Origin of the sequence: Bradyrhizobium sp. CCBAU 51745 (genome assembly GCF_028128715.1) — a bacterium.
GTDB lineage: Bacteria > Pseudomonadota > Alphaproteobacteria > Rhizobiales > Xanthobacteraceae > Bradyrhizobium > Bradyrhizobium manausense.
Genome location: NZ_LBJP01000089.1, coordinates 162,736 through 183,438, shown reverse-complemented (window position 1 = coordinate 183,438; position 20,703 = coordinate 162,736). Strand labels below are relative to the sequence as shown.

Below are 20,703 nucleotides of genomic sequence, written 5' to 3'. Positions count from 1 at the left end.
AACATGCCGAAACTCAAAATAGGAGAGCTTCCAGATGACAAGCCCGTTAAAGTGAGCACGGAACTGCCTGCGGCCGTGCATCGTGATCTCATTGCATATGCAGAAGCGCTTACGCGTCAGGCTGGTCAAGTGGTCGATCCGATTAAACTCATCGCGCTCATGTTGGCGCGCTTTATGGCGACGGATCGAGGATTTTCTAAACTGAAACGTGAAGGCCACGTTCCTGCCGCTGACGAAGGACAGTGACGCTTAGGCGTTTCCCGAAGCTGTTGGCCGACGCTAAATAGTTCCGTAGTCAACCTAGGCCCGCCGAGTTGGTGCTAACAGCTGGATCCGTATTGGAAAGTGTGTTCCGGCGTTGCGCGGAACAACTCCAACTATCGGGTTTTCTCGGTTTTCAGACGCGAGAGTGCGGTGCCATTCGCTACCTTCAGGCGCGTTACACTACTCCGGCCATCGACGCTGACAGGCACGTCACCCTCGATCGTGGCCCGACGTACGATGCGACGCTGATCCGAGTAATCGTTGACCGCGTAATGCTGCGTTGCGCGGTTATCCCATATTGCAATATCGTCCTCTAACCAGCTCCAGCGCACAGTGTTTTCGGGTGCGGTGATGTGCGACTGGAACAGATCAAATAGCTTTTGTCCGTCGTATTTGGAGACCCCAACAAAGTGCTTCACCAAGGCGCCGAGCACTAGCGTCCGCTCGCCTGTTTCGGGATGGACGCGTACGACGGGATGCTTGGTCTCAAAGATTGTTCTGGTGAACACCTCGTCAAAGTGTTTTTTGTCGATATCGCGGACACGTGCGATCCCGGCGTAATCGAAAACATTGCTGTGAACGGCCCATAGGCCCTCGGCAAGCCGTTGTAGCGGCGGCGGCAAATCAAGATAAGCGGCAGCTGTGTTCGACCACAGGGTGTCGCCTCCGAACGTTGGCATTACAACGGCCCGTAGGACCAAAATCTTGGGATAGGCGCCGGCGAAAGTCCCATCTGCATGCCAAACGTCGGCGCGACCGCCGCCACGAGTGGAGTCCAACTCGAGGAGCGACGCCATCCCCTTGGTAGCACCGAGCATCGGATGTGGCACTAGCTTTCCGAGACGAGCGGCAAAGCGCTCCTGCTCGGCGTCATTGAGATGTCCTTGATTGCGGAAGAAGATCACCTTGTGCTCGAGCAATAAGCTGTTGATTGCGGCGATCGCGTGATCCGGTAGATCGCCTGATAGTTTGATATTTCTGACTTCGACACCGATGCGCGCTGCACGTTTCACAACATCTGTGCTCGGAATGAAGCCACCGATCAAATCCATTGCGCTCATCTTGCTCTTCCGAGTCCTGGCCGTTCTTCGTCGCCTCTTGAAGCGGGTGATCTTCAGCAAGCATCGTACCAACTCCCCGACAATGCGCACTGAACGAATGGTGGTATTTGGCGCGAGCCATCGAACTGAGCCGATGGTTGGACAGCCAGGCGACGCTGGGAAAGCTATGCCGAATGGACTTTCGAAAATCTCAATGCTTACTATTCGCGCTGTACTGGATCTGACACGAGATTGTGCGTTTGTCAGAATACGGACAACTGTTTCCTAAACAGTGCGGTAAGTAGTCCGAGCTGACTGTTTCCGTTATGCGGAACGCCTTCAGGTTTTGACATTTTGATATTCCTGATAGATGGGCGGTGGCTTCACGCGCGCTCCAATGATGCGGAAGTTGCGAATGAGATCCGTGGCTACTGTGAACAAGCCAGAAGCTCATCATTGCACTCTCCGGATAAGCCGCCTCATGCTGGGGTCCGGGGGCAAGAGTGGTAGCACAACGGCTCGTTTTCACATCAGTTCTCGTTCGCAAACCAGCTCAACCGACCAAATCTGGTAGGTGCCTTGCGGGACTTTCGACGATAAAAGGCAGAGCGCCCTGGGGCAGCCGCCCAAGGGTGCGAGGTGGCAGCGTTGCAGTACCGTGACGCTGGCGAGCGAAGTTAGTGGCGCGGGTGATAGGGACAGCGCTTTACCAAGGGCCTCTTCGACGAGCGCCGAGTCACATCGTCATTTTGACTTCGCTGGCAGCGCGGAGCCGGTAGTTACAGAGCCGCTTGAACAGCGAGGATGACCGGCTCGCGCTGCCTCCCCTCTAGTTCTGACCGTCCGAACTCGGAACACTTCGAAACAATAACAGGTGAGCAATGCCGGATCCCTGCATATCGATTTCCTCTCAGCGAGAACCTTCAGACGCTGAACAGCCGGCAAGCTTCGCTGTGGTGCGTCACTCTCGCGATCAGGTGCTTAAGTGGGCGGACACGTTCCTTGGCTAGCGTCATCATGAGCCGAGCGGCTGCCCAACGACCGCCGAGCGTGGCTGAGATCGCTTTTGTCACCAATAGACGGTGCCTCTGATCTGATTAGCGAAGTCGACTTGCTCCCCTTCGATCCGCTGGGTGATAGCTTCCTTGACGCCGACTAAGCTGCAGAGGAGGCCGAATTATGCTGGTGTCACCAAACGCCCGCCGATTGACCTTTGAGGTCCGGCAGGCGAGCGGACATCTTACTGCGAGCACAAATAGCACAGTTAAGTCGATATTTTGGCGAGAGCGAAGAGGCAAACGCGTAAATCAAATACTCTACCGGAGCATTGCACAGCTACAAGCTCCTTCCCGATCGTCGCCGCCAAATAAGTCGTGGCAGACGATAAGATGGACGACGGCGGCAGCGCACTTCTCTTCCGCGTTTATTTTCGCTGACAATCCCGCACATCTGCACTTTGTGATTTCACCAGTTATTCCGCCGAATCCGGACGAAGCAAAATGTTGGCATGCCGTTGCCGAACCGGCAGACGCGAATTTCAAAGCCATGCGGAGCCCAGACAACATCAAGATTGATCGCCGCGCAGCCTCACAAATCGAGGCCGCGCGAATTCTTGAAATCCATCGCGAAAGATCCTGCGGGAACTTGGGGCGACGCGCTGACTGTACGCACAAGGCCCGGCTGCATTGCGGCACGCATGCCGTCATCGCGTTGCTCGCTTGGCTTCATTTTGGGAAGACAAGCCGTTTGGTCGCCCCAGACGGAAGAAATTGACCGATGCTTAGTGGTAAAGAGAACATGCAGACGCTTACGTCTCGCTACAATTCAAAGGCTCTGCCGGCATCTAGCTGTTCGCCGCGAACTTCGTCGCGCAACTGCGCTCCATAACGGCACGATGCTTGCCGCAGATGCTAGCCCGAGGGACAAACGCCTCGAAGCCAACGCTCGCCGCCGCAAGCGGTGGTTGGGCGCACCTTGGTCTTTCGCAAGGCAGGGGAGGCAGGCTGGGGAACGAAAAGGCCGCCAGAGTCGCGAACAGCGCCAGGAGCTATATCGGCGTGACAACGGCTGCGGTGCAGCGAGGGCTCCAATGCTTGTACGCAAGATGTTCTGCTTAGTGGCGTTACAAAGCGCCTTGTACCGCCGAACCCGGCACACGTTACCGGCGGCGTGTTCGCTGGCGCTCGACGCTGAGACATTGTTTTATGAACGGACGGCAACTAGGAACCCTGCTGAGGTGACGACGAGATCCGATGTCGCGACGCTATGGAGACAGCGTCGCGACATTGTCACGCCTGCTCCGATTGTCAGCCGGGCAGCTCCTGAGGCGGGCGAAAATCCCGACGCGCTTGTAAAAAGTTGATTTCGTTCGTGGCTGAGCGGCCGCTGGCGAAGCCAAGACCGAGTTTTGCGTGATGACGCAATTTCCGGTTCTCTGAAATGAGTTCGCGAGTTTCTCTCATGGCTGAGGGTCGAATTATCGTCTTCCGCGAAGATCGCTACAATCGGAGCCGGCATTACGGCTATATCGTCGATGCGACGCTTCGCGAGGGTTGCGACCGCGAGCTAAACGTCTATTTTGATGAGCGCGATCTCGTCGGCTGCGACGCGAGCGAGATAGACGCGCCGCATACCCGTGTTAGCTTTTGACTATGGCATACAACGTATGGTTCGAAACCTGCGCACGCGGAGGGTTCGGCTTCTGCCAATTCCACAAACGCTCGGCCGAGTCGTCAAGATCAAGCCGAACGGTCGCGGCTACTATGGCTTCCTGCATGCCGATGGCGAGGCGCGCGATTATTATTTTGCTGACAGAACCGTGGTCAATTGTGATGTCCCGCTTCTGGGTGGGGCGCGAGTGCGGTCTGGTATGACAACGTATGCGCGAATTGGCAAGCACACCGCGTTGAACTGGTCGAAGAAGGCTAAAAGCTGTGCCCAAACATCGTCGGCCGCTAAGGTCCGGCCGAGCACGCCGAAAAGCCAGGGGCGGCGCTGCTTTGCATTCATCATACCATTTTGCCGCGCGGCTGACACAAGCGCGCTGCGAATGAAGCCGCAGTTTGCATCGCTAAAAACGAAGAACGCTGAATAATCGTGAGCTTATACTTCAAGCTAGGGGCCAATCAGTTCGGTGACTCGCGTCATTGGGACCCGCTAAGGATGCGGACAAGAATTCTTTCGCTTCACAGATCGACGATGCGCGAGCCCGTCATTGCAAGTGGGTGGCGAGTGATCCAGGGTGCGCAAGATCGTCCGCCTAGCTAAGGCTGGGCGTCAACGCAATTAATAACCTCCGCTGATCGTCGAACTGAAGTCATGCTGCCGTTCCTAACTCGGGCGGCTTCACGGCGGCAGGACATACCAGCTCGCGCCATCTGCGTTGTGACGAAATGCTGCGACTAGCTAATGCGTTAGGATGCGCCTGGTCTTTTTTTCTTACGGCAGCTGAAACAGAGATATGGGGGGTTAGCGGCGCCCTGGTGCCGTCTGATCGTTCTGGAGGATTGAGCGGTGTTAACTCGCTCGGTCCAGTTTCTCGATTGGTGTGTATGACTATCAATGCTGGTAGGTCACCCGAGCCCGCACTCTCGCTAAAGTGCCTAAGTACCCTGAGGTGAGGGACCTCACGGGAAAGCCGGGTGGGTCAGCCTTGTGATCCCCGAGGCTGACTACTGAGCCAGCGGCACGTGATAGGGACAGCACCCTCCTGGCTCCAATGAGGGTGCCGAGTCACGTCGCCCCTGGCTGTCCGGCGAAGCGGATGCGGCAGAGATAGCGCATTTGTCGATCCTCCCCGGGTGGACATAGGCGCCGAGCCGCGTCCGCGCTGCTTTCTGGTTGAACTCCACAATTCGGGTCCAGTTTTTACGCCTTACCGGCTGATGCGCCTGATGCACTCGTCTTGGATACGCGAAACTTGCGTGGAGCGCGACCCGGTAAACGGCGCGACCGTTCGAAAGCAACTGATGCACGATCCGAATGGCCAGTCCTATACGGTCCAAGAGCGGCATGAGCCGGGGAACCCGTGAGATCGATCAGTCATAAACGTCCAGTGGATTGGCTGCGCGCCAATCCGGCGCGTAGCCCCGAGCGTCTGCCGCTAATCGCAAGCGCGCCAAATGGCTGTTGTCTGAGACGTAAACGTCGATATTGCTCTTGACGGCAAGCGGCCACATGGGCCGCCTTTCGCTTTGTAAATTGCCGCGCAGGTCCGTCAGCTTTCGGTAAGCCGGCCCCGATAAAGAATCGTTTGCTTAACGGGGGCGTGGCAGGGAGCGCATGAGCTGAAGGACCACCATGTGCCGAGTTGCGCTTCCGTTAAGCTCATTGCCGTTTGGATGCGACAGGGATAGTGCCTCATGATGCCGCCGAGGCCGTCACGCGCCGAGCCGCGTTCGCACAGCTTCCGACTCACGGGTTAGTTCTCATTCCGGCGATTTCGCTCGTGTTGCGAGCAATAAGTTCCTGATCAGTTTCTTGCCACCGCTTAAAGGTGAGCTTGGGGCAGTTTAGTTGGGCGGCAGGGACAATGCGCTGCCCCCCGTATCCGTGGGGTATAAGCGCCGAGTCGAGTTTTTCTAGGTTCGGGCGGGTAGACAGCGTCTGCTCCAGCGCAACAAACGAAGTCGAGTCGCACCCCGCGCTGCTTCCGATCAACATCGCCAACACTCTGGAACAGAAAGGGGTTGGATTGCCTAGCTGAATCCCGTCCGCTGCTGCATTGTTGCAACTGGGTCCGGCATCCGTGGCGACGACCACGCCGACAGCGTGGCCGGTTCTTTCAACGAGGTACTCTCCGCGGCCGCAATGGGTGCTTCGCTCCGTCCGAATGTACCTCGCCAACATTCCTGCGTCTCTCATGTGCGTTTGGCTTGTGATTGTTTGTTTTTGCAAGGCGCGCGTGTCTGGTCATGCTGGTCTCCGATTTGTCTATGGCAAAGACTCAGCTTAGAGAGTCGCCGACGAGAATGGGACCGACCGATTTTGGTAGGTGCCATTCGGTACTTCTCGACGATACAACATTGTAGCCCTTGAGAATTTGAGCCTCATGGGAATAAAGGTGGCCAGCCCCGGTCTTCGTGATCGGGGTTGGCCACCAGCTCTTGCGACGCCATGCACACAGAGTAGCTCCAGGCCAACGAATGCATACATTCGAGCGGCATATCACGTTCCTGCAATCGCAAGCGCTTGCGGCGCTTGCAGCCAATCAGGCCCGTGCCGCCGATCCGTCTTCGGGACTATTAGATCGCAAGGCCGCCGCATCTAACATCGAGGAAGTTCAGGCAATGCTAGCCATACTCAATTGCATGAATCCAAACATGCAGCCGAAGGAAGCACGGCAGATCGCTGCGCGCATACGCGCGCTTCTAGAGGGGGCACATGGGGGGGAGCCCGTTCGGGTAGCATGTTTGTGAGACCACAGAGTGTGAGAACGAGGAAGCTGAACTTGTCGAAACTTTAGCCTACGCCTTGAGGATCGAACGGACACCCATAAAACTCGCTTAGGCCATCGCCAAGTAGTCAAGTGTTCCGCGAGGAAGGCGTGGATCGGACGAGATCGCTCCACAAGACCTCTTTCATTTAAGCCTAATCCGGCCTGCCTCTGCCGACAGCCTCGATCCAAATCCATTTAATATAGAGCTCGACTTGCATACAATCGCGAGCGTCGCTGAACAAGCCGAGCGCAGCTTAGTCAGCTGACAGAAACGTTCAACCATTGTTCGGAGAGGTGTATCGAGCTGGCGGCAGAGGGCGAGCTTCGAGAGGACTTTGTTCGGCGAGTAGCGAAGCGATAGCGCGTGCCTACGGAATATGTAAGGCTGTGAACTGTGTGCCCGGCAACCCGCAAGTCTTGCGACGGTGATCACGGCCAATTCGACAAACCTTGGTATAGTGCTTTGCAGCCCATGCTATATCACCCACTTACCTTTGTAGAGTTGAGGACCTGTCAGATCGTTTGTACTATCGATGTCGAACCTGGATGGTTCAGTCTGCGGGACAGTGCGAAGCCTGAACTAACGTCTTGCTAGAAGTCGTTGCGTTCCAATCATCCGTTTAGATGAACATCTTGATTCGAATCTTTGGCCGAGTGCACGCAAAAAGGGCAGGGACTTCGTAACTGGGCTCTAGGACACACGCCGCATTGCTGATCATTGCCATGGTAAGTTGCTGGCAATTTACATCCCACTCCTGAAATACGAGTCGACATGGCGTTTACCGCGCTTTTCATCAAACGTCCGGTATTGTCAATCGTCGTCAGTTTCCTGATCTTGCTGATCGGCTTGCGCGCCGCCACCCTACTGCCGATCCGGCAATATCCGAAGCTATCCAATACGGTCATCAATATCACGACTGTCTATCCTGGCGCCTCTGCCGACACGATCCAGGGGTTCATCACCGCTCCCCTGGAGCAGGCAGTCGCGTCCGCCGAAGGCGTCGACTACATCAATTCCTCGTCTGTGCTTGGTGTCTCGACGATCCAAGTCTACATCAAGCTGAATTTTGATCCAAACGAAGCGCTCACGGAGGTGCTCTCGAAGGTCAACTCAGTCAGATACCTGATCCCGAAGGAATCAAACGATCCGGTCGTCACGAAGTCGACCGGTCAGACCACTGCTGTCATGTATATCGCCTTCGCCAGCAAGGAGCTAGCCGCCAGCGCGATCACCGACTACCTCTCGCGGGTCGTGCAACCGGTTATCTCGACCGTCGCCGGGGTTGCAGCGGCAGACATCCTGGGCGGCCAGAGTTTTGCGATGCGGCTATGGCTCGATCCTGCGAAAATGGCTGGACATGGCGTGTCGCCGGCTGAGGTTTCGGCCGCAATCGCCGCCAACAACTTCCAGGCCGCGGCGGGCCAGGCCAAGGGCTATTTCACTATCTCCGATGTCACGGCAAATACGGATCTGCGGAGTGTCGATGATTTCAAGCGGATGATCGTCAAAGCCAATGACGGTGGCTTTGTGCGCATGGAAGACATTGCGGTAGTCGAGCTTGCCGCGCAGACGACAGACACTAGCGTTTCGATCAACGGCGAGCACGCGGTCTTCATCGGCGTGCAGGCGAGCCCGCAAGGCAATCCGCTAAACATAGTGCGAGGCGTTCGAGCGCTGCTTCCAGAAATGGAGCGTAACCTGCCGCCGTCGCTGAGGATGAAAGTGGCCTACGACTCCACCCAGTTTATTCAATCATCGATCGATGAAGTAGAGAAAACGCTCATTGAGGCTGTCGTGGTCGTGGTAATCGTGATCTTTCTGTTCCTGGCCTCGCTGCGCTCGGTCATCATTCCTGTAGTCACTATTCCGTTGTCGCTCGTGGGTGTCTGCAGCATGATGCTCGCGCTGGGGTTTTCATTCAATCTCCTGACTCTCCTTGCGATGGTTCTCGCGATCGGTCTCGTGGTCGACGACGCTATCGTGGTGGTGGAGAACATTCATCGCCATTTAGAAGAAGGTGCGACGCCCCTACTGGCTGCTACAAGGGGCGCGCGCGAGATCGTCGGTCCCGTTATCTCCATGACGATCACCTTGGCTGCGGTATATGCCCCGATCGGGTTTCTCGGCGGCCTCAGCGGTGCGCTGTTCCGCGAATTCGCGTTTACGCTGGCGGGAGCTGTGGTTGTGTCGGGCGTGATTGCTTTGACGCTATCGCCCATGATGTGCTCACTCTTCCTGAGGCGCGCCGAGGGAGGACGATTTGCAGGGCTTGTCAACCGCGGGTTCGGCGCCATAACACGATGGTACGGCCGCAAGCTCGACCGCTCGCTCGACTATCGCCCAATTAGCGGCCTATTTGCGCTGACCATGTTAGGCCTTGTCGGCTTTCTCTATATGAACATTTCCAAGGAGCTCGCGCCGGAGGAGGATCAAGGTATCGTATTCGCGCTAACGAAGGCGCCGAAATACGCCAATATCGACTACCTCGACTATTACGGCACCAAACTTGAAAACGCGTTCAAAAAATTTCCAGAGAGCGACCTGAGCTTCGTGCTCAATGGAGTCAGCGGCCAGCAGAGTGGCATGGCCGGCATGTTGCTCAAGCCGTGGGACGAGCGCAAGCGATCATCGATTGTACTAAAGTCCCTTGTTCAAGCCGAGCTGTCCAAAATCGAAGGCATTAACGCGTTTGCCTTTAGCTTGCCTCCGCTTCCGGGCGGTTCGGGTGGCCTACCAGTGCAGATGGTGATTAGTTCGACAGTTGGCTTCCAGTCCGTTTACGAGCAGATGTCGAAGCTGAAGGATGTCGCGCGCAAGAGCGGTCTGTTCATGGTGAGCGACTCCGACCTCGAGTTCAACCAACCGGTGGTACGAATCAAGGTTGATCGGTCCAAGGCCAACGAGCTTGGCATCACCATGCAGACTATCGGTAGCGCGCTCGCCACCTTACTTGGCGGAAACTACATTAATCGCTTTAATTTGCAGGGTCGCTCCTACCAGGTGATCCCGCAGGTCCCGCGTGAGGAACGCCTGGCGCCGCAAGCAATCGGGAGCTACTATGTGAAGACTGCGACGGGCTCGATGCTCCCGCTGTCTACCGTAGTCTCCATCGAGACTGCGACCGATCCGAACGCTCTCACCCACTACAATCAGCTCAACTGCGCGACCTTTCAGGCCGTGCCGATGCCCGGCGTCACGATCGGTCAGGCCGTGGACTTCCTGGAAGCCGAGGCAAAGAAACTGCCCGCAGGCTTCAGCCACGACTTTCTGGCCGACGCCCGCCAATACGTGTACGAGGGTAACCAACTGGCGATTACCTTTGCATTTGCAATCATCATCATATTCTTGGTGCTTGCGGCGCAGTTCGAAAGTCTGCGCGATCCCCTCATCATCATGATCAGCGTGCCGATGGCCATCGTGGGCGCCTTGATCCCGCCATTTTTTGGCTGGGCAACTATGAACATCTACACCCAGGTCGGACTGTTGACACTGGTTGGGTTGATTTCCAAGCACGGCATTCTGATGGTTGGGTTCGCCAATGAGCTGCAGCTCAAGGAGAGACTTGACCGTCGCTCGGCTATAGAGATGGCGGCGCGCGTCCGACTGCGTCCAATCCTGATGACTACGGCGGCAATGGTCACGGGCTTCACACCCTTGTTGACTGCAACGGGAGCTGGCGCCGCGAGCCGCTTCTCGATTGGGCTCGTGCTCGTCGCTGGCATGTCTGTCGGCACGCTGTTCACGCTTTTCGTGCTGCCGGCGGTGTATGTCGTGTTCGCGTCCGACCACCGCGCCGATGCAAGCTCCGGCCGCGCGAAGAACGCCGCCGAGCTCGGCCTCACCGGTGCTGCTGAGTCCCAGCTGGCCAAGCAATGACGATAAATTCAATCCAGGTTCGCTCAGTGGCGAGCGAGGGAGCCTGCGATCGCTTCACGCTCCGTTACGCATTGAGATCTTCAGCCAAGGTGCCGAGCTTGGCGGCCATCAGGGACTCGGAAGAACACATCGGTGATCCCCGGCTGATCCGCTAAGGTGAATTGCACCGTACATTTCAAGGCAGCGGAATGCCTAAGCTCGACCTCGCCGGGGGGAAGGGAATTGATCCTCGCCTGACAAAAGGTGCGTTGCCATTTATCCCATGGCTCTTGAAGGAGAATTGTTTGCTTCCGTCTAACCGCATTGCATTTGCTAGCTGAAAAATGATGGCGCTGGACCGCTTAGGAGTCGACACGAGTTCAATTCCGTGGGTACGGCCCCGTGTCCATGACCGACGCACTTACGGCTTTCGACACGAGGACCATTGATCGACAAGCCGAGAAACAAGCCGACACGTTTTTGGCTGAATGATCGTTGTGGGTACCGGGAAGTGCAGCACAGCTTGCGTTGCACGATCGAAGTCGTGAACAAGAGCAACTGCTGAACGCACACAACGGCTGCTGCCATTGTGAAGACGGGCGGAGCTGCTAAGCGAACGATCAGAATCTGCCGCAACCTGACGACCAATGGCCGCGCCGGCTCGCCGACGTGTGACCCGACGCCCTCCGGAGTGGGAAAGTTAAGCAAATGCCTGAGTTTGATGCTGCCATCTGGTTTCTGGCCGCAACGACGTGTTTTGCTGCATTTGTAAATGGAGCCATTGGCTACGGCTTTTCGTCGCTCACTGTGCCCCTTGCGCTAGTTTTCTACACCAATCGTATTCTCAACCCCGCCATTGTCATCATCGAGGTCTTCGTCAACGTTTACGTCCTCCTCATCAATCTGAAGGGCGTGCGGGTGGTTTGGAGACGAGTGTTTCCCATCTTGGTTGGGCTCCAGCCGGGCGCTCGGCGGCTATGCGTTGACCTCGCTTCAGCCGGGCTGGATCAAATACGCCACCTACACGATCATTCTGCCGCTGATCCTGCTGCAAGCTGCGGGTTGGCGCCGCCCTATCGGAGCAAGCTGGCTGATCGGCCTGCCATTCGGGTGGATGCTGGGCGTTCTCTATTCGCTGACGACTATCTCCGGCCCTCCGATAGCGATGCTGTTTAACAACCAGGGCTTGGTCAAACACGAATTTCGCGCCGGCCTAGCGCTGGTTCGCGCGGTGGAATCGAGCGTTACCGCCTTCGTCTACTATCAGCTCGGCTTGTTCATTTACGAAAGCGACAGCTTGCTCTATGTTTTTGTACCGAGTGTCATACTTGGCGTCCCGCTGGGGTCCTACGTCATTCGACGGCTTGATCCGGAGATATTCCGACGCATCTCTATGAGCTTTGATGCTTGGATCGTGGGCTTCGGTTTGTCACGGGTGCTGATTGAGCTCGATCTAGTGCAAAGCGCCTGGGCTTATAGCGTGATGGCGGTGGCCATACTGATCGATCTCTGCCTGCTATTCCTGTTCTTTACAAAGCCCAATCCAATCTGGTCAGAGCAACGGTCTCGGCAAACTGCGGATATAAGCGCTTGAACGATGCCGGCGGGCAACTCGGTATCGAACGCGCGCATCCTGGACCTGATCGACGCCGTCCTCTTCGGCGGCGATAAGATGGCATGCAAATCTGGTTGATTGCGCCAGACCGCCCAGCGCACCCGCGCCGGGAAGCCGGGATCACAGGACAGCCCTGAACCGTTTGAGGCTGATGTTGCCGCCATGCCTCTCAAAATGGCTGTTGCCGGCGGCGACACGCTGGCCCAGAACAAACGAACTTAGGCCCAATATCGAAAGCACCGGGCTGACATTGACCGCCTGCGCGTGGTAGCGAGGCTCGTTTTATTGATCTCGCGAGACAGCGCCGTCACTCGTGATGAGAGCTTCCGATTGTGCAAAGCTGTCGGAAAACCTACGGCCGTGTTAGCGCCAACTCCATAGAGGCGTCGGGCGCCGTCGGTTTTGTAGGCGTTGCGACAAGCCATACTGAGCGTTGCGCCTCCGGCCGTCGCAGACAAGCAAGAACAATCGCCCTCGGATGGCCAGCTCATCCGAGAGATTGGCCGAAACACCGCCATCCCCTGGGGCTCGAGGATCACCCTACTTGTCGCTCTCCGTGTGACGCAGTTCAGTATTCGTGACGGCATCGCATTTGCAGGGATGAAAAGCGTCAACTTGTGACCATAATCGTCGAGCCGCGCGCCCGTTGCAGCCAACGCACGCAGGATGAGGGGCGCCGCGCCCGCGAGTCCGTTCTCTCAGGAGCGTCCGTGATACCATGTGCCAATTTGTCCTCCGGCCTGCTTGGGACGCGCCTGACATTTTTTGTGGCCGGATTCGGGCTCGCGGCCTGGGCGCCTTTGGTGCCACTCGCCAAGGAGCGGCTCGCGGTGGATGACCGCGTGCTTGGTCTACTGCTCCTCTGTCTCGGAACGGGATCCGTCGTCGCGATGCTTTTGACCAGCGTGTTGAATTCGCGGTACGGCAGCAGGCCCATTATCCTCGCGGGCGGACTTGGACTTGCGATGATCCTGCCTTGCCTTGCAATTGCCGACACACCTGTAAGGCTCGGTGCCACGCTATTTGCTTTCGGCGTTTCACTCGGCTCGATCGATGTAGCCATGAATATTCATGCGATTGAACTGGAGCGCGCCACCGGCCGTCTATTGATGTCCGGCCTCCACGCCCGGTACAGCATTGGGGAAGTCACCGGCTCTGCCGCGGTCACTTCACTTGTCTCGCTGCGGTGTGGCTCGCTTCTCTCGACGTTAGTCTGTTCGGCGTTAGTAACGATCGCGATTGTGACAGCCTGGCCGAGGTTGCTAGCAACGCGTTCGAGACAGCAGGGGCCATTATTTGTCGTGCCCCACCGCAGTGTGTTGCTCATAGCGGTGCTCGCGGGTATCACCTTTCTTGTAGAAGGTGCAATGCTCGATTGGAGCGCTTTGCTTCTCGTTGAACGAGATCTTCTCGCGGAGGCGCACGGGGGCATTGGTTGTATGCTCTTCTCAATCGCCATGGCCGCCGGGCGTCTAAGCGGAGATGCCGTGGTGGCGCGAATCGGCGACCGTGCCACATTGATGCTCGGGACTGTACTAATGGTAACAGGCTTCTTAGCCGTGGTGGCCGCGCCCGTTCCGTTGATTGCTCTGGCAGGGTTCCTGCTTGTTGGATTGGGTATTTCAAATGTTGTACCCGTACTGTGTCGACGCGCCGGCAAACAGAACGTGATGCCAGCAGGCATGGCGATCGCGGTCATCACGACAGGCGGCTACGCGGGTATACTCGTCGGGCCAGCAGGCATCGGGCTTATCGCACACATGTTTGGCTTGCCCATGGCGTTCGGGATGTTAGGCGCGCTCATGTCCATCGTGATGCTGTCGGCGAGGATGATGATGACCGACCATCGCTAAGGCATTGGCCAAGAGGAAGGGAGCGCCGGTACGCTTCCGGCTAGTGATCGTCCGTTGGCGTTTGGGATTTAGAGTCGATGAGCTCACAAGAGCTGGCGGCACGTCTCGATCATGATCATTCTCCTTTCCAGCAAGTCGGCAGGGGTCTTTGGCAGCGAACTGAGGGCAGCTGTTGAAAATGAACGTTCGTCAACTTGCGAAGTAAGATTGATCGTTACGTAAGCAGCGACTCTGCTAGGACGGAAAATCACCGCCGGTTCCTCGTAGGATCGGCCCCTTATCCGGGAATGAGCGAATCACTCTGGTGCCGTCCGTCGGTCAGCCCGATACGCCTGGTATGCCAGCTGAATGCCATCCTTTAGCGAAGTCGTGGCGTGCCAGCCGAGCCCGGACAGCCGACGCACGTCGAGCAGCTTGCGCGGCGTGCCGTCCGGGCGCGACGTATCGAAGCTGATCTCGCCGCGAAAACCGACGGCGGCCGCGACCATGAGTGCGAAGTCGGCGATGCTGATGTCCTCGCCGGTACCGATATTGACCAGTTCCGGCGAGGAATAGGCCTTCATCAGATGGATGCAGGCATCGGCGAGATCATCGACATAGAGGAATTCGCGGCGCGGCGTGCCGGTGCCCCACACCACGACGTTGCGGCCGCCCGAAATCTTGGCCTCGTGGAAGCGGCGGATCAGCGCGGCGACGACGTGGCTGTATTCGGGGTGATAATTGTCCCCGGGGCCGTAGAGATTAGTCGGCATCACGCTGATGAAATCGGCGCCGTACTGGCTGCGATAGGCCTGGGCCATCTTGATGCCGGCGATCTTGGCGATGGCATAGGGTTCGTTGGTCGGTTCCAGCGGGCCGGTCAATATCGAATCCTCTCGCAGCGGCTGCGGCGCCAGGCGCGGATAGATGCAGGAGGAGCCGAAGAACATCAGCTTCTCGCACCCATTGGCATGCGCCGCCTGGATCACGTTGCTCGATATCGCCAGATTGTCGTGGAGAAACTCGGCGCGCAGCGCGTTGTTAGCGACGATGCCGCCGACCTTGGCTGCGGCGAGGAATACGGCTTGCGGCCGCTTCGCGGCAAACCAGGCGTTCACCGCGGCCTGATCGCGCAAATCGAGTTCGCTGCGCGGCACCGTCAAGACATCGGCCTGTTCGCGTGCTAGCCGGCGCATCAGCGCCGCGCCGACCATGCCGCGATGGCCCGCAACGAAAACCGTCTTACCCTTCAGTTCAAACGCCGCGCTTGCCATTGGTCGCATCCTGCAAGGCTTCGACGAGATCGCTGGCGACCATTTCCTTCACCAGTTGCGAGAACGGCGTCTTCGGAGCCCAGCCGAGCTTCGCGCGCGCCTTGCTGGCGTCACCGATCAGGAGATCAACCTCGGTCGGACGGAAATAGGTCGGATCGATCTGCACCAGGGTCTTGCCGGAGGCCTTGTCCACGCCGACCTCCTCGACGCCCCTGCCGCGCCATTCGATGCTGCGCCCGACCTCGGCAAACGCCACCTCGACGAACTCGCGGACCGGCCGCGTCTCGCCTGTCGCGAGCACGAAGTCGCCGGGCTCGTCAATCTGCAGGATCCTGTGCATCCCATCGACATAGTCGCGGGCATGGCCCCAGTCGCGCTTGGCGTCGAGATTGCCGAGATAGAGCGTGTTCTCCAGGCCTACCTCGATGCGGGCGACGGCGCGGGTGATCTTGCGCGACACGAAGGTCTCGCCGCGGGTCGGGCTCTCATGGTTGAAAAGGATGCCGTTGCTGGCAAAAATGCCATAGGCCTCACGGTAGTTCACCGTGATCCAGTAGCCATAAAGCTTGGCAACGCCATAGGGCGAACGCGGATAGAATGGCGTGGTTTCCTTCTGCGGCACCTCTTGCACGAGCCCGAAAAGCTCCGAGGTCGAGGCCTGGTAGAACCGCGTCTCCTTTTCCATGCCGAGTATGCGGATCGCTTCCAAAAGGCGCAGAACGCCGATTGCGTCGGCGTTGGCTGTGTATTCCGGGCTCTCGAAACTGACCTGGACGTGGCTCTGGGCGGCCAGGTTATAAATCTCGGTCGGCCGGATCTGCTGCACCAGCCGGATCAGATTGGTCGAATCCGTCATGTCGCCATAGTGCATCAGGAACGGCACGCTACCGGCATGCGGATCCTGGTAGAGATGATCGACGCGCGCGGTGTTGAACGAGGACGACCGGCGCTTGATCCCGTGCACGTCGTAGCCGAGACCGAGCAAATACTCGGCGAGATATGCTCCGTCCTGCCCGGTGACACCGGTGATCAGCGCAACGCGACGCTTTGAGTACTGAGCCGTCATGGTCTCTCTTAGTTGCGCCGGAAGGAAAGCCCTGTGAAACGCGATTGGGAGCCGTTTCTCGAGAAGTCTAGATGCGCAAGCCCGCTCCACCCGCAATTTGAGGAAAGCGATCGTTAGGTCCAGTCATACACATCAGGTAGGAAAGCACACTATATACATAGATTTAGATTGGACTGGAGTGTGTCAACGCATCGATCTTCAAAACATCAAAGTCAACTAACGCTCGCATCCTGGCTTATATCCGCGATGATCCCTAAGCAGGCGAGATGGATGCGATCGCCGTTGCGAGCACAAGGGCGGCTTGTTCGGACTAAATCTCCAACGAGATAGAAGTCGACGATCTGTGTTCCTATCTATGCTCAGACGCAAGTACGCATACCCGTGGTCTCGTCACGGCTTGGGAGAGCGACGAGCTGAGGCCGCAGTCATCGATGCATTTGCCGGATGATGGGATGCAAGCAAGCGCACAGTAAAGCCTGCACGTCAATTCGTAGTCTAGAAAGCACCCCTACTGTCAACTTCCGCACAGAACCCCCGATCTTGGCGGTCAATTCATTGCCCGTGATTAGCGCTGTTGCCAATATCAAGCTCGCGGCAGGCAGTGGAGCTGTCGACTCAAGACAAGATGAGCAAGAGTAGTAAACGTTGGTATAGATGTTCCAACGTTTCGATATCGAAAGTTTACGCTCGTACAATGGAGCTTCGCTGCCAATTGTCTAATCTCGATGAGCATAACTTGCCTCGGTACGAGTATGATGAGCCTCTTAAACCCGCGCCGGCAAAATGTGTTTCGGTAGCACAGAACAATTCAAGCCAGAGCTGCAGCGCAGTTTGTGGTCGATCGGCAATGTAGCCGGGCGAAGCGATGATGGCTGAAGGAGGTCTAACTCACGCTTGCGAATGCGGTGGCGATACAGGCGGCTGCGAAAAAGCCCGAACTGACACCTGTTACCATCGGGCAAGCGAATTTCATGATCGGATTCCTGTAGGGGAACCTCGAACTCCTTGAACTTGGGGCTGCATTGATCGATATGTGTGGAATTGTTGGCATTTTGGGGCGTGGTCCGGTCGTTGGCCAGTTGGTCGCGTCGCTCAAGCGATTGGAATATCGTGGCTATGACTCCGCAGGCCTCGCGACTCTCGAAGGTCTCCGTATCGAGCGCCGGCGCGCTGAAGGTAAGCTGAGAAACCTTGAAGAGCAGCTGCTCTATTGTCCGCCGTTGGGTCATACCGGCATCGGTCATACCCGCTGGGCGACTCATGGAAAACCGACCGAGAGCAATGCTCACCCGCATGCGACGGAAAATGTGGCGGTCGTTCATAACGGGATCATCGAGAATTTTCGCGAGCTGCGAGCCGAACTGGAGCGTAATGGAGCCCAGTTTCACTCAGAGACAGACACGGAGGTTGTGGCGCATCTCGTCGAATCTTATCTCAAGAGAGGCTATTCGCCGCAGGATGCGGTAAAAGCGTCGCTGCCACGGCTGCGCGGTGCCTTCGCGCTCGCGTTCCTTTTCAAAGCCCACGACGATCTTTTGATCGGTGCGCGTAAGGGGTCACCCCTTGCGATCGGACATGGTGACGGCGAAGTGTATTTAGGATCGGACGCGATCGCGCTCGCGCCTTTGACCGACACCATCACCTATCTTGAAGACGGCGATTGGGCCGTGCTTACGCGCACGATGTGCGTCATTTATAGCGCAGGCGGATTTGTCGTCCAGAGGGCAACATCAAAGTCTGGCGTATCGTCACTCCTTGTGGACAAAGCGAATTATCGCCACTTCATGGCCAAGGAAATCCACGAGCAGCCGACAGTAGCCGGCCAGACATTGGCGCATTATGTAGACATGGCGGCCAAGCGCGTCGCCCTGCCGGTCACATTGCCGTTCGACTTTAAATCCATTCAGCGCATCTCTATTACCGCGTGCGGCACTGCAAGCTATGCCGGGCACATCGCCAAATACTGGTTCGAGCGGCTGGCGCGCTTGCCTGTCGAGATCGATGTAGCGTCCGAGTTCCGCTACAGGGAGCCGCCTTTGCGCCGGGGTGATCTCGCGATCGTCATCTCGCAGTCGGGCGAGACCGCTGACACGCTAGCTGCGTTGCGATACGCCAAGGACCAGGGCGTGCACACGATATCTGTGGTCAACGTCGCGACGTCGACGATTGCGCGAGAGAGCGAATCCGTTCTGCCGACGCTGGCGGGGCCGGAAATCGGCGTCGCCTCCACCAAGGCATTCATCTGCCAGCTGATGGTATTGGCGGCGCTTGCCGTCGCAGCAGGAAAAGAGCGCGGTAAGCTGTCTGAGATCGATGAAACAAGGCTCGTGCGTGAGCTTATCGAAGTGCCGCGGTTGATTGCTGCGGCGCTGTTGATCGAGCCGCAGATCGAGAAACTCGCGCGCTATATCGCCGATTCAAGGGACGTGCTCTATCTCGGTCGTAGCACATCGGCTCCCCTGGCGTTGGAGGGCGCACTCAAGCTGAAGGAAATTGCCTATATCCATTCAGAAGGTTATGCCGCCGGCGAGCTCAAGCACGGAGCGATCGCACTGATCGATGAAGCCGTTCCTGTGGTGGTGATCGCGCCCTATGACGATGTGTTCGCGAAGACCGTCTCGAATATGCAAGAAGTTGCGGCTCGGGGCGGCAAGATCATCCTGATCACCGACTCGAAAGGTGCTATGGAATCGGCGGTGGACACACTCATGACCATTGTGCTGCCTGAGATGGTCGCAAGCTTTACGCCGATGCTCTATGCCGTTCCGGTTCAGCTCTTGGCTTACCATACCGCCCTCGTAAGGGGCGCGGACGTGGATCAGCCACGTAATCTAGCAAAATCGGTGACTGTGGAATAAGGCCACAATGTTATAGCGGAGCATTGAGGCCACCAATAGCGTGGGCGAGCTCAGAAAGAAAACGATCCCGGTATTTTGCGGTTCGTTTTGTATACCTGATGACGGCTCTCGCGCGTCTGCGCCAGAACGAGCAACAGCGCCAAACTTGCCTACGGCTATGGCGAAACATGGTCGAGCGCCAGATCTATATTACCGGAGCCATCGGCTCGCAAGGTACCGGCGAAGCGTTCAGCAGCGATTACGATGTGCCGAATGATGCCGCGTACGCGGAAGGTTGCGCCTCCATCGGCTTGACAATGTTCGCGCGCCGTATGCTGGAGATGCAACGGGACAGATAAGCCGACGTGATAGAGCGCGCGCTCCAATATCGTTATCGGCAGTATCGCGTTCGACGGGCGTCGCTATTCCCATGTCAGCCCGCTCGAAGTGCACCCCAATACGCCGAGGTCTATGGCATGTATAATCACGTCTCGCCGGTGCGAGGACGCTGTTTGGCTGCGCCTGCTGTCCACTGAAAATCGCACGTCGTTTCACAACCATTGGTCATTACATCTACACGCCCGGCGCCGACGCGCCTCTATGTAAATCTCTACGTTGGTAATGCTGTAGATATCTGTCGACGGACATGCGCTGCGGTTGCTCATAACCGGCAGCTATCCCTGGAGAGCAGGGGTAGAAATCGCCGTCGAATCTGCGCCGCGAATGCCAACACGCTGGCCTGGCGCCCGTCAGAATGCTGCAGCGCGCCGCGGGCGAGCCTGCCGGCAAAGTGGCCATCCAGCGTGGCCCCTTTATTTATCGTCTGGAGGACAACGGGGACCAAGTTACACAACGTTGGCTTCGCTCAGAGAGCGGTTTTCCCTTATGGAAGCAACTGGTCTCTTTAACGGCAAGAATTTGCTGCAGGCCGACAGGGCGCGGTTGCAACACACGCATTCTGAAGAAGCGGCACTTTATCCTACAAAGTGCCTGGGCAGCTAGAACCGCAGCGGCCGACATTCATTCCGTGGTTCGGCTGGGGTAACCGCGACGAAGGCGAAATACGGATTTGGAAAAATGAGCGCTGAGGCCTCGCACTTCCACAAGTCAACGTTAGACGACCTTTCTGACGCAGGCGATATTGTTGGTCAAAGTCTGGAATCGGCTAATCTATGGAAGGCGATCCGCGTGCCCCACTGGAACGTTGAAAAGAAAACCCGAATATGAAGCGGCGCCGCGTAACTCTTAAAAGAGTACGATCCGATTGGCGCCAGCACGTCAATCAGCGTCAAATTCCCAATAGAGGAGCTTCCTCGGAGGTGTTCTTGGTCTCTGATCAAACCTGATGAATGCCAATGGGACGAGCGTGCCGCCGCGTCGTTCAAAAGGAAGCCCTATGACAAGCCAACGTCAGGGGGGCCACGTCAGGTTTTGGTAAGTCAGGCTCCCTATCAGCGCCGCTGGGCCTAACAAGCCTAATTT

Annotated in this window: 11 protein-coding genes; 8 read left to right on the top strand and 3 right to left on the bottom strand. The window is 57.3% G+C overall.

The window, feature by feature from the left end; genetic code table 11:
* The first annotated feature begins 3 nt into the window (after window positions 1-3).
* The gene (locus XH98_RS31095; RefSeq protein WP_271620901.1) at window positions 4-246 is read left to right on the top strand and encodes a DUF2274 domain-containing protein; all 243 of its coding nucleotides are present in this window, start codon (window positions 4-6) and stop codon (window positions 244-246) included.
* 131 nt (window positions 247-377) lie between these two features.
* Here the strand turns inward: XH98_RS31095 and XH98_RS31090 are convergent, their stop codons facing one another.
* Window positions 378-1,325: a TauD/TfdA dioxygenase family protein gene (locus XH98_RS31090; RefSeq protein ID WP_271620900.1), complete on the bottom strand. Its 948-nt coding sequence runs from the start codon at window positions 1,323-1,325 to the stop codon at window positions 378-380.
* A gap of 2,439 nt (window positions 1,326-3,764) precedes the next feature.
* Here XH98_RS31090 and XH98_RS31085 point away from each other — a divergent pair.
* From XH98_RS31085 to XH98_RS31065, 5 genes are all read left to right on the top strand, one after another.
* On the top strand, window positions 3,765-3,953 hold the full coding sequence (locus XH98_RS31085) for a hypothetical protein (RefSeq protein ID WP_271620899.1): 189 nt from the start codon (window positions 3,765-3,767) through the stop codon (window positions 3,951-3,953).
* 16 nt (window positions 3,954-3,969) lie between these two features.
* Entirely contained in the window at window positions 3,970-4,398 is a 429-nt protein-coding gene (locus tag XH98_RS31080; protein WP_271620898.1) for a hypothetical protein, read from the top strand.
* 3,115 nt (window positions 4,399-7,513) lie between these two features.
* Complete coding sequence (locus XH98_RS31075; protein ID WP_271620897.1) at window positions 7,514-10,618, top strand: efflux RND transporter permease subunit; 3,105 nt, start codon at window positions 7,514-7,516, stop codon at window positions 10,616-10,618.
* Between the two features lie 961 nt (window positions 10,619-11,579).
* The gene (locus XH98_RS31070) at window positions 11,580-12,191 is read left to right on the top strand and encodes a sulfite exporter TauE/SafE family protein (RefSeq protein ID WP_271620896.1); all 612 of its coding nucleotides are present in this window, start codon (window positions 11,580-11,582) and stop codon (window positions 12,189-12,191) included.
* A gap of 731 nt (window positions 12,192-12,922) precedes the next feature.
* A complete protein-coding gene (locus XH98_RS31065) occupies window positions 12,923-14,065 on the top strand; it encodes an MFS transporter (protein WP_271620895.1) in 1,143 nt (380 codons plus the stop codon).
* 296 nt (window positions 14,066-14,361) lie between these two features.
* On the opposite strand, the gene XH98_RS31060 is transcribed toward XH98_RS31065, so the two are convergent.
* Entirely contained in the window at window positions 14,362-15,318 is a 957-nt protein-coding gene (locus XH98_RS31060) for a GDP-L-fucose synthase family protein (RefSeq protein WP_271600013.1), read from the bottom strand.
* The gene (gene gmd, locus XH98_RS31055; protein ID WP_271600014.1) at window positions 15,299-16,384 is read right to left on the bottom strand and encodes a GDP-mannose 4,6-dehydratase; all 1,086 of its coding nucleotides are present in this window, start codon (window positions 16,382-16,384) and stop codon (window positions 15,299-15,301) included. The genes XH98_RS31060 and gmd overlap by 20 nt, the downstream gene beginning before the upstream one ends.
* A gap of 1,031 nt (window positions 16,385-17,415) precedes the next feature.
* On the opposite strand from gmd, the gene glmS reads away from it, so the two are divergent.
* Window positions 17,416-19,242 (top strand): glutamine--fructose-6-phosphate transaminase (isomerizing), encoded by a 1,827-nt coding sequence (glmS, locus tag XH98_RS31050; protein WP_271620943.1) that lies wholly within the window; start codon window positions 17,416-17,418, stop codon window positions 19,240-19,242.
* A gap of 98 nt (window positions 19,243-19,340) precedes the next feature.
* Entirely contained in the window at window positions 19,341-19,580 is a 240-nt protein-coding gene (locus tag XH98_RS31045) for a beta-L-arabinofuranosidase domain-containing protein (RefSeq protein ID WP_333932787.1), read from the top strand.
* Window positions 19,581-20,703 lie beyond the last annotated feature (1,123 nt).

Coding starts and splice junctions, on each gene's coding strand:
- XH98_RS31095 (WP_271620901.1), top strand. CDS start 4: ATGCCGAAACTCAAAATAGGAGAGCTTCCAGATGACAAGCCCGTTAAA.
- XH98_RS31090 (WP_271620900.1), bottom strand. CDS start 1,325: ATGAGCGCAATGGATTTGATCGGTGGCTTCATTCCGAGCACAGATGTT.
- XH98_RS31085 (WP_271620899.1), top strand. CDS start 3,765: ATGGCTGAGGGTCGAATTATCGTCTTCCGCGAAGATCGCTACAATCGG.
- XH98_RS31080 (WP_271620898.1), top strand. CDS start 3,970: ATGGTTCGAAACCTGCGCACGCGGAGGGTTCGGCTTCTGCCAATTCCA.
- XH98_RS31075 (WP_271620897.1), top strand. CDS start 7,514: ATGGCGTTTACCGCGCTTTTCATCAAACGTCCGGTATTGTCAATCGTC.
- XH98_RS31060 (WP_271600013.1), bottom strand. CDS start 15,318: ATGGCAAGCGCGGCGTTTGAACTGAAGGGTAAGACGGTTTTCGTTGCG.
- gmd (WP_271600014.1), bottom strand. CDS start 16,384: ATGACGGCTCAGTACTCAAAGCGTCGCGTTGCGCTGATCACCGGTGTC.
- glmS (WP_271620943.1), top strand. CDS start 17,416: ATGTGTGGAATTGTTGGCATTTTGGGGCGTGGTCCGGTCGTTGGCCAG.
- XH98_RS31045 (WP_333932787.1), top strand. CDS start 19,341: ATGACGGCTCTCGCGCGTCTGCGCCAGAACGAGCAACAGCGCCAAACT.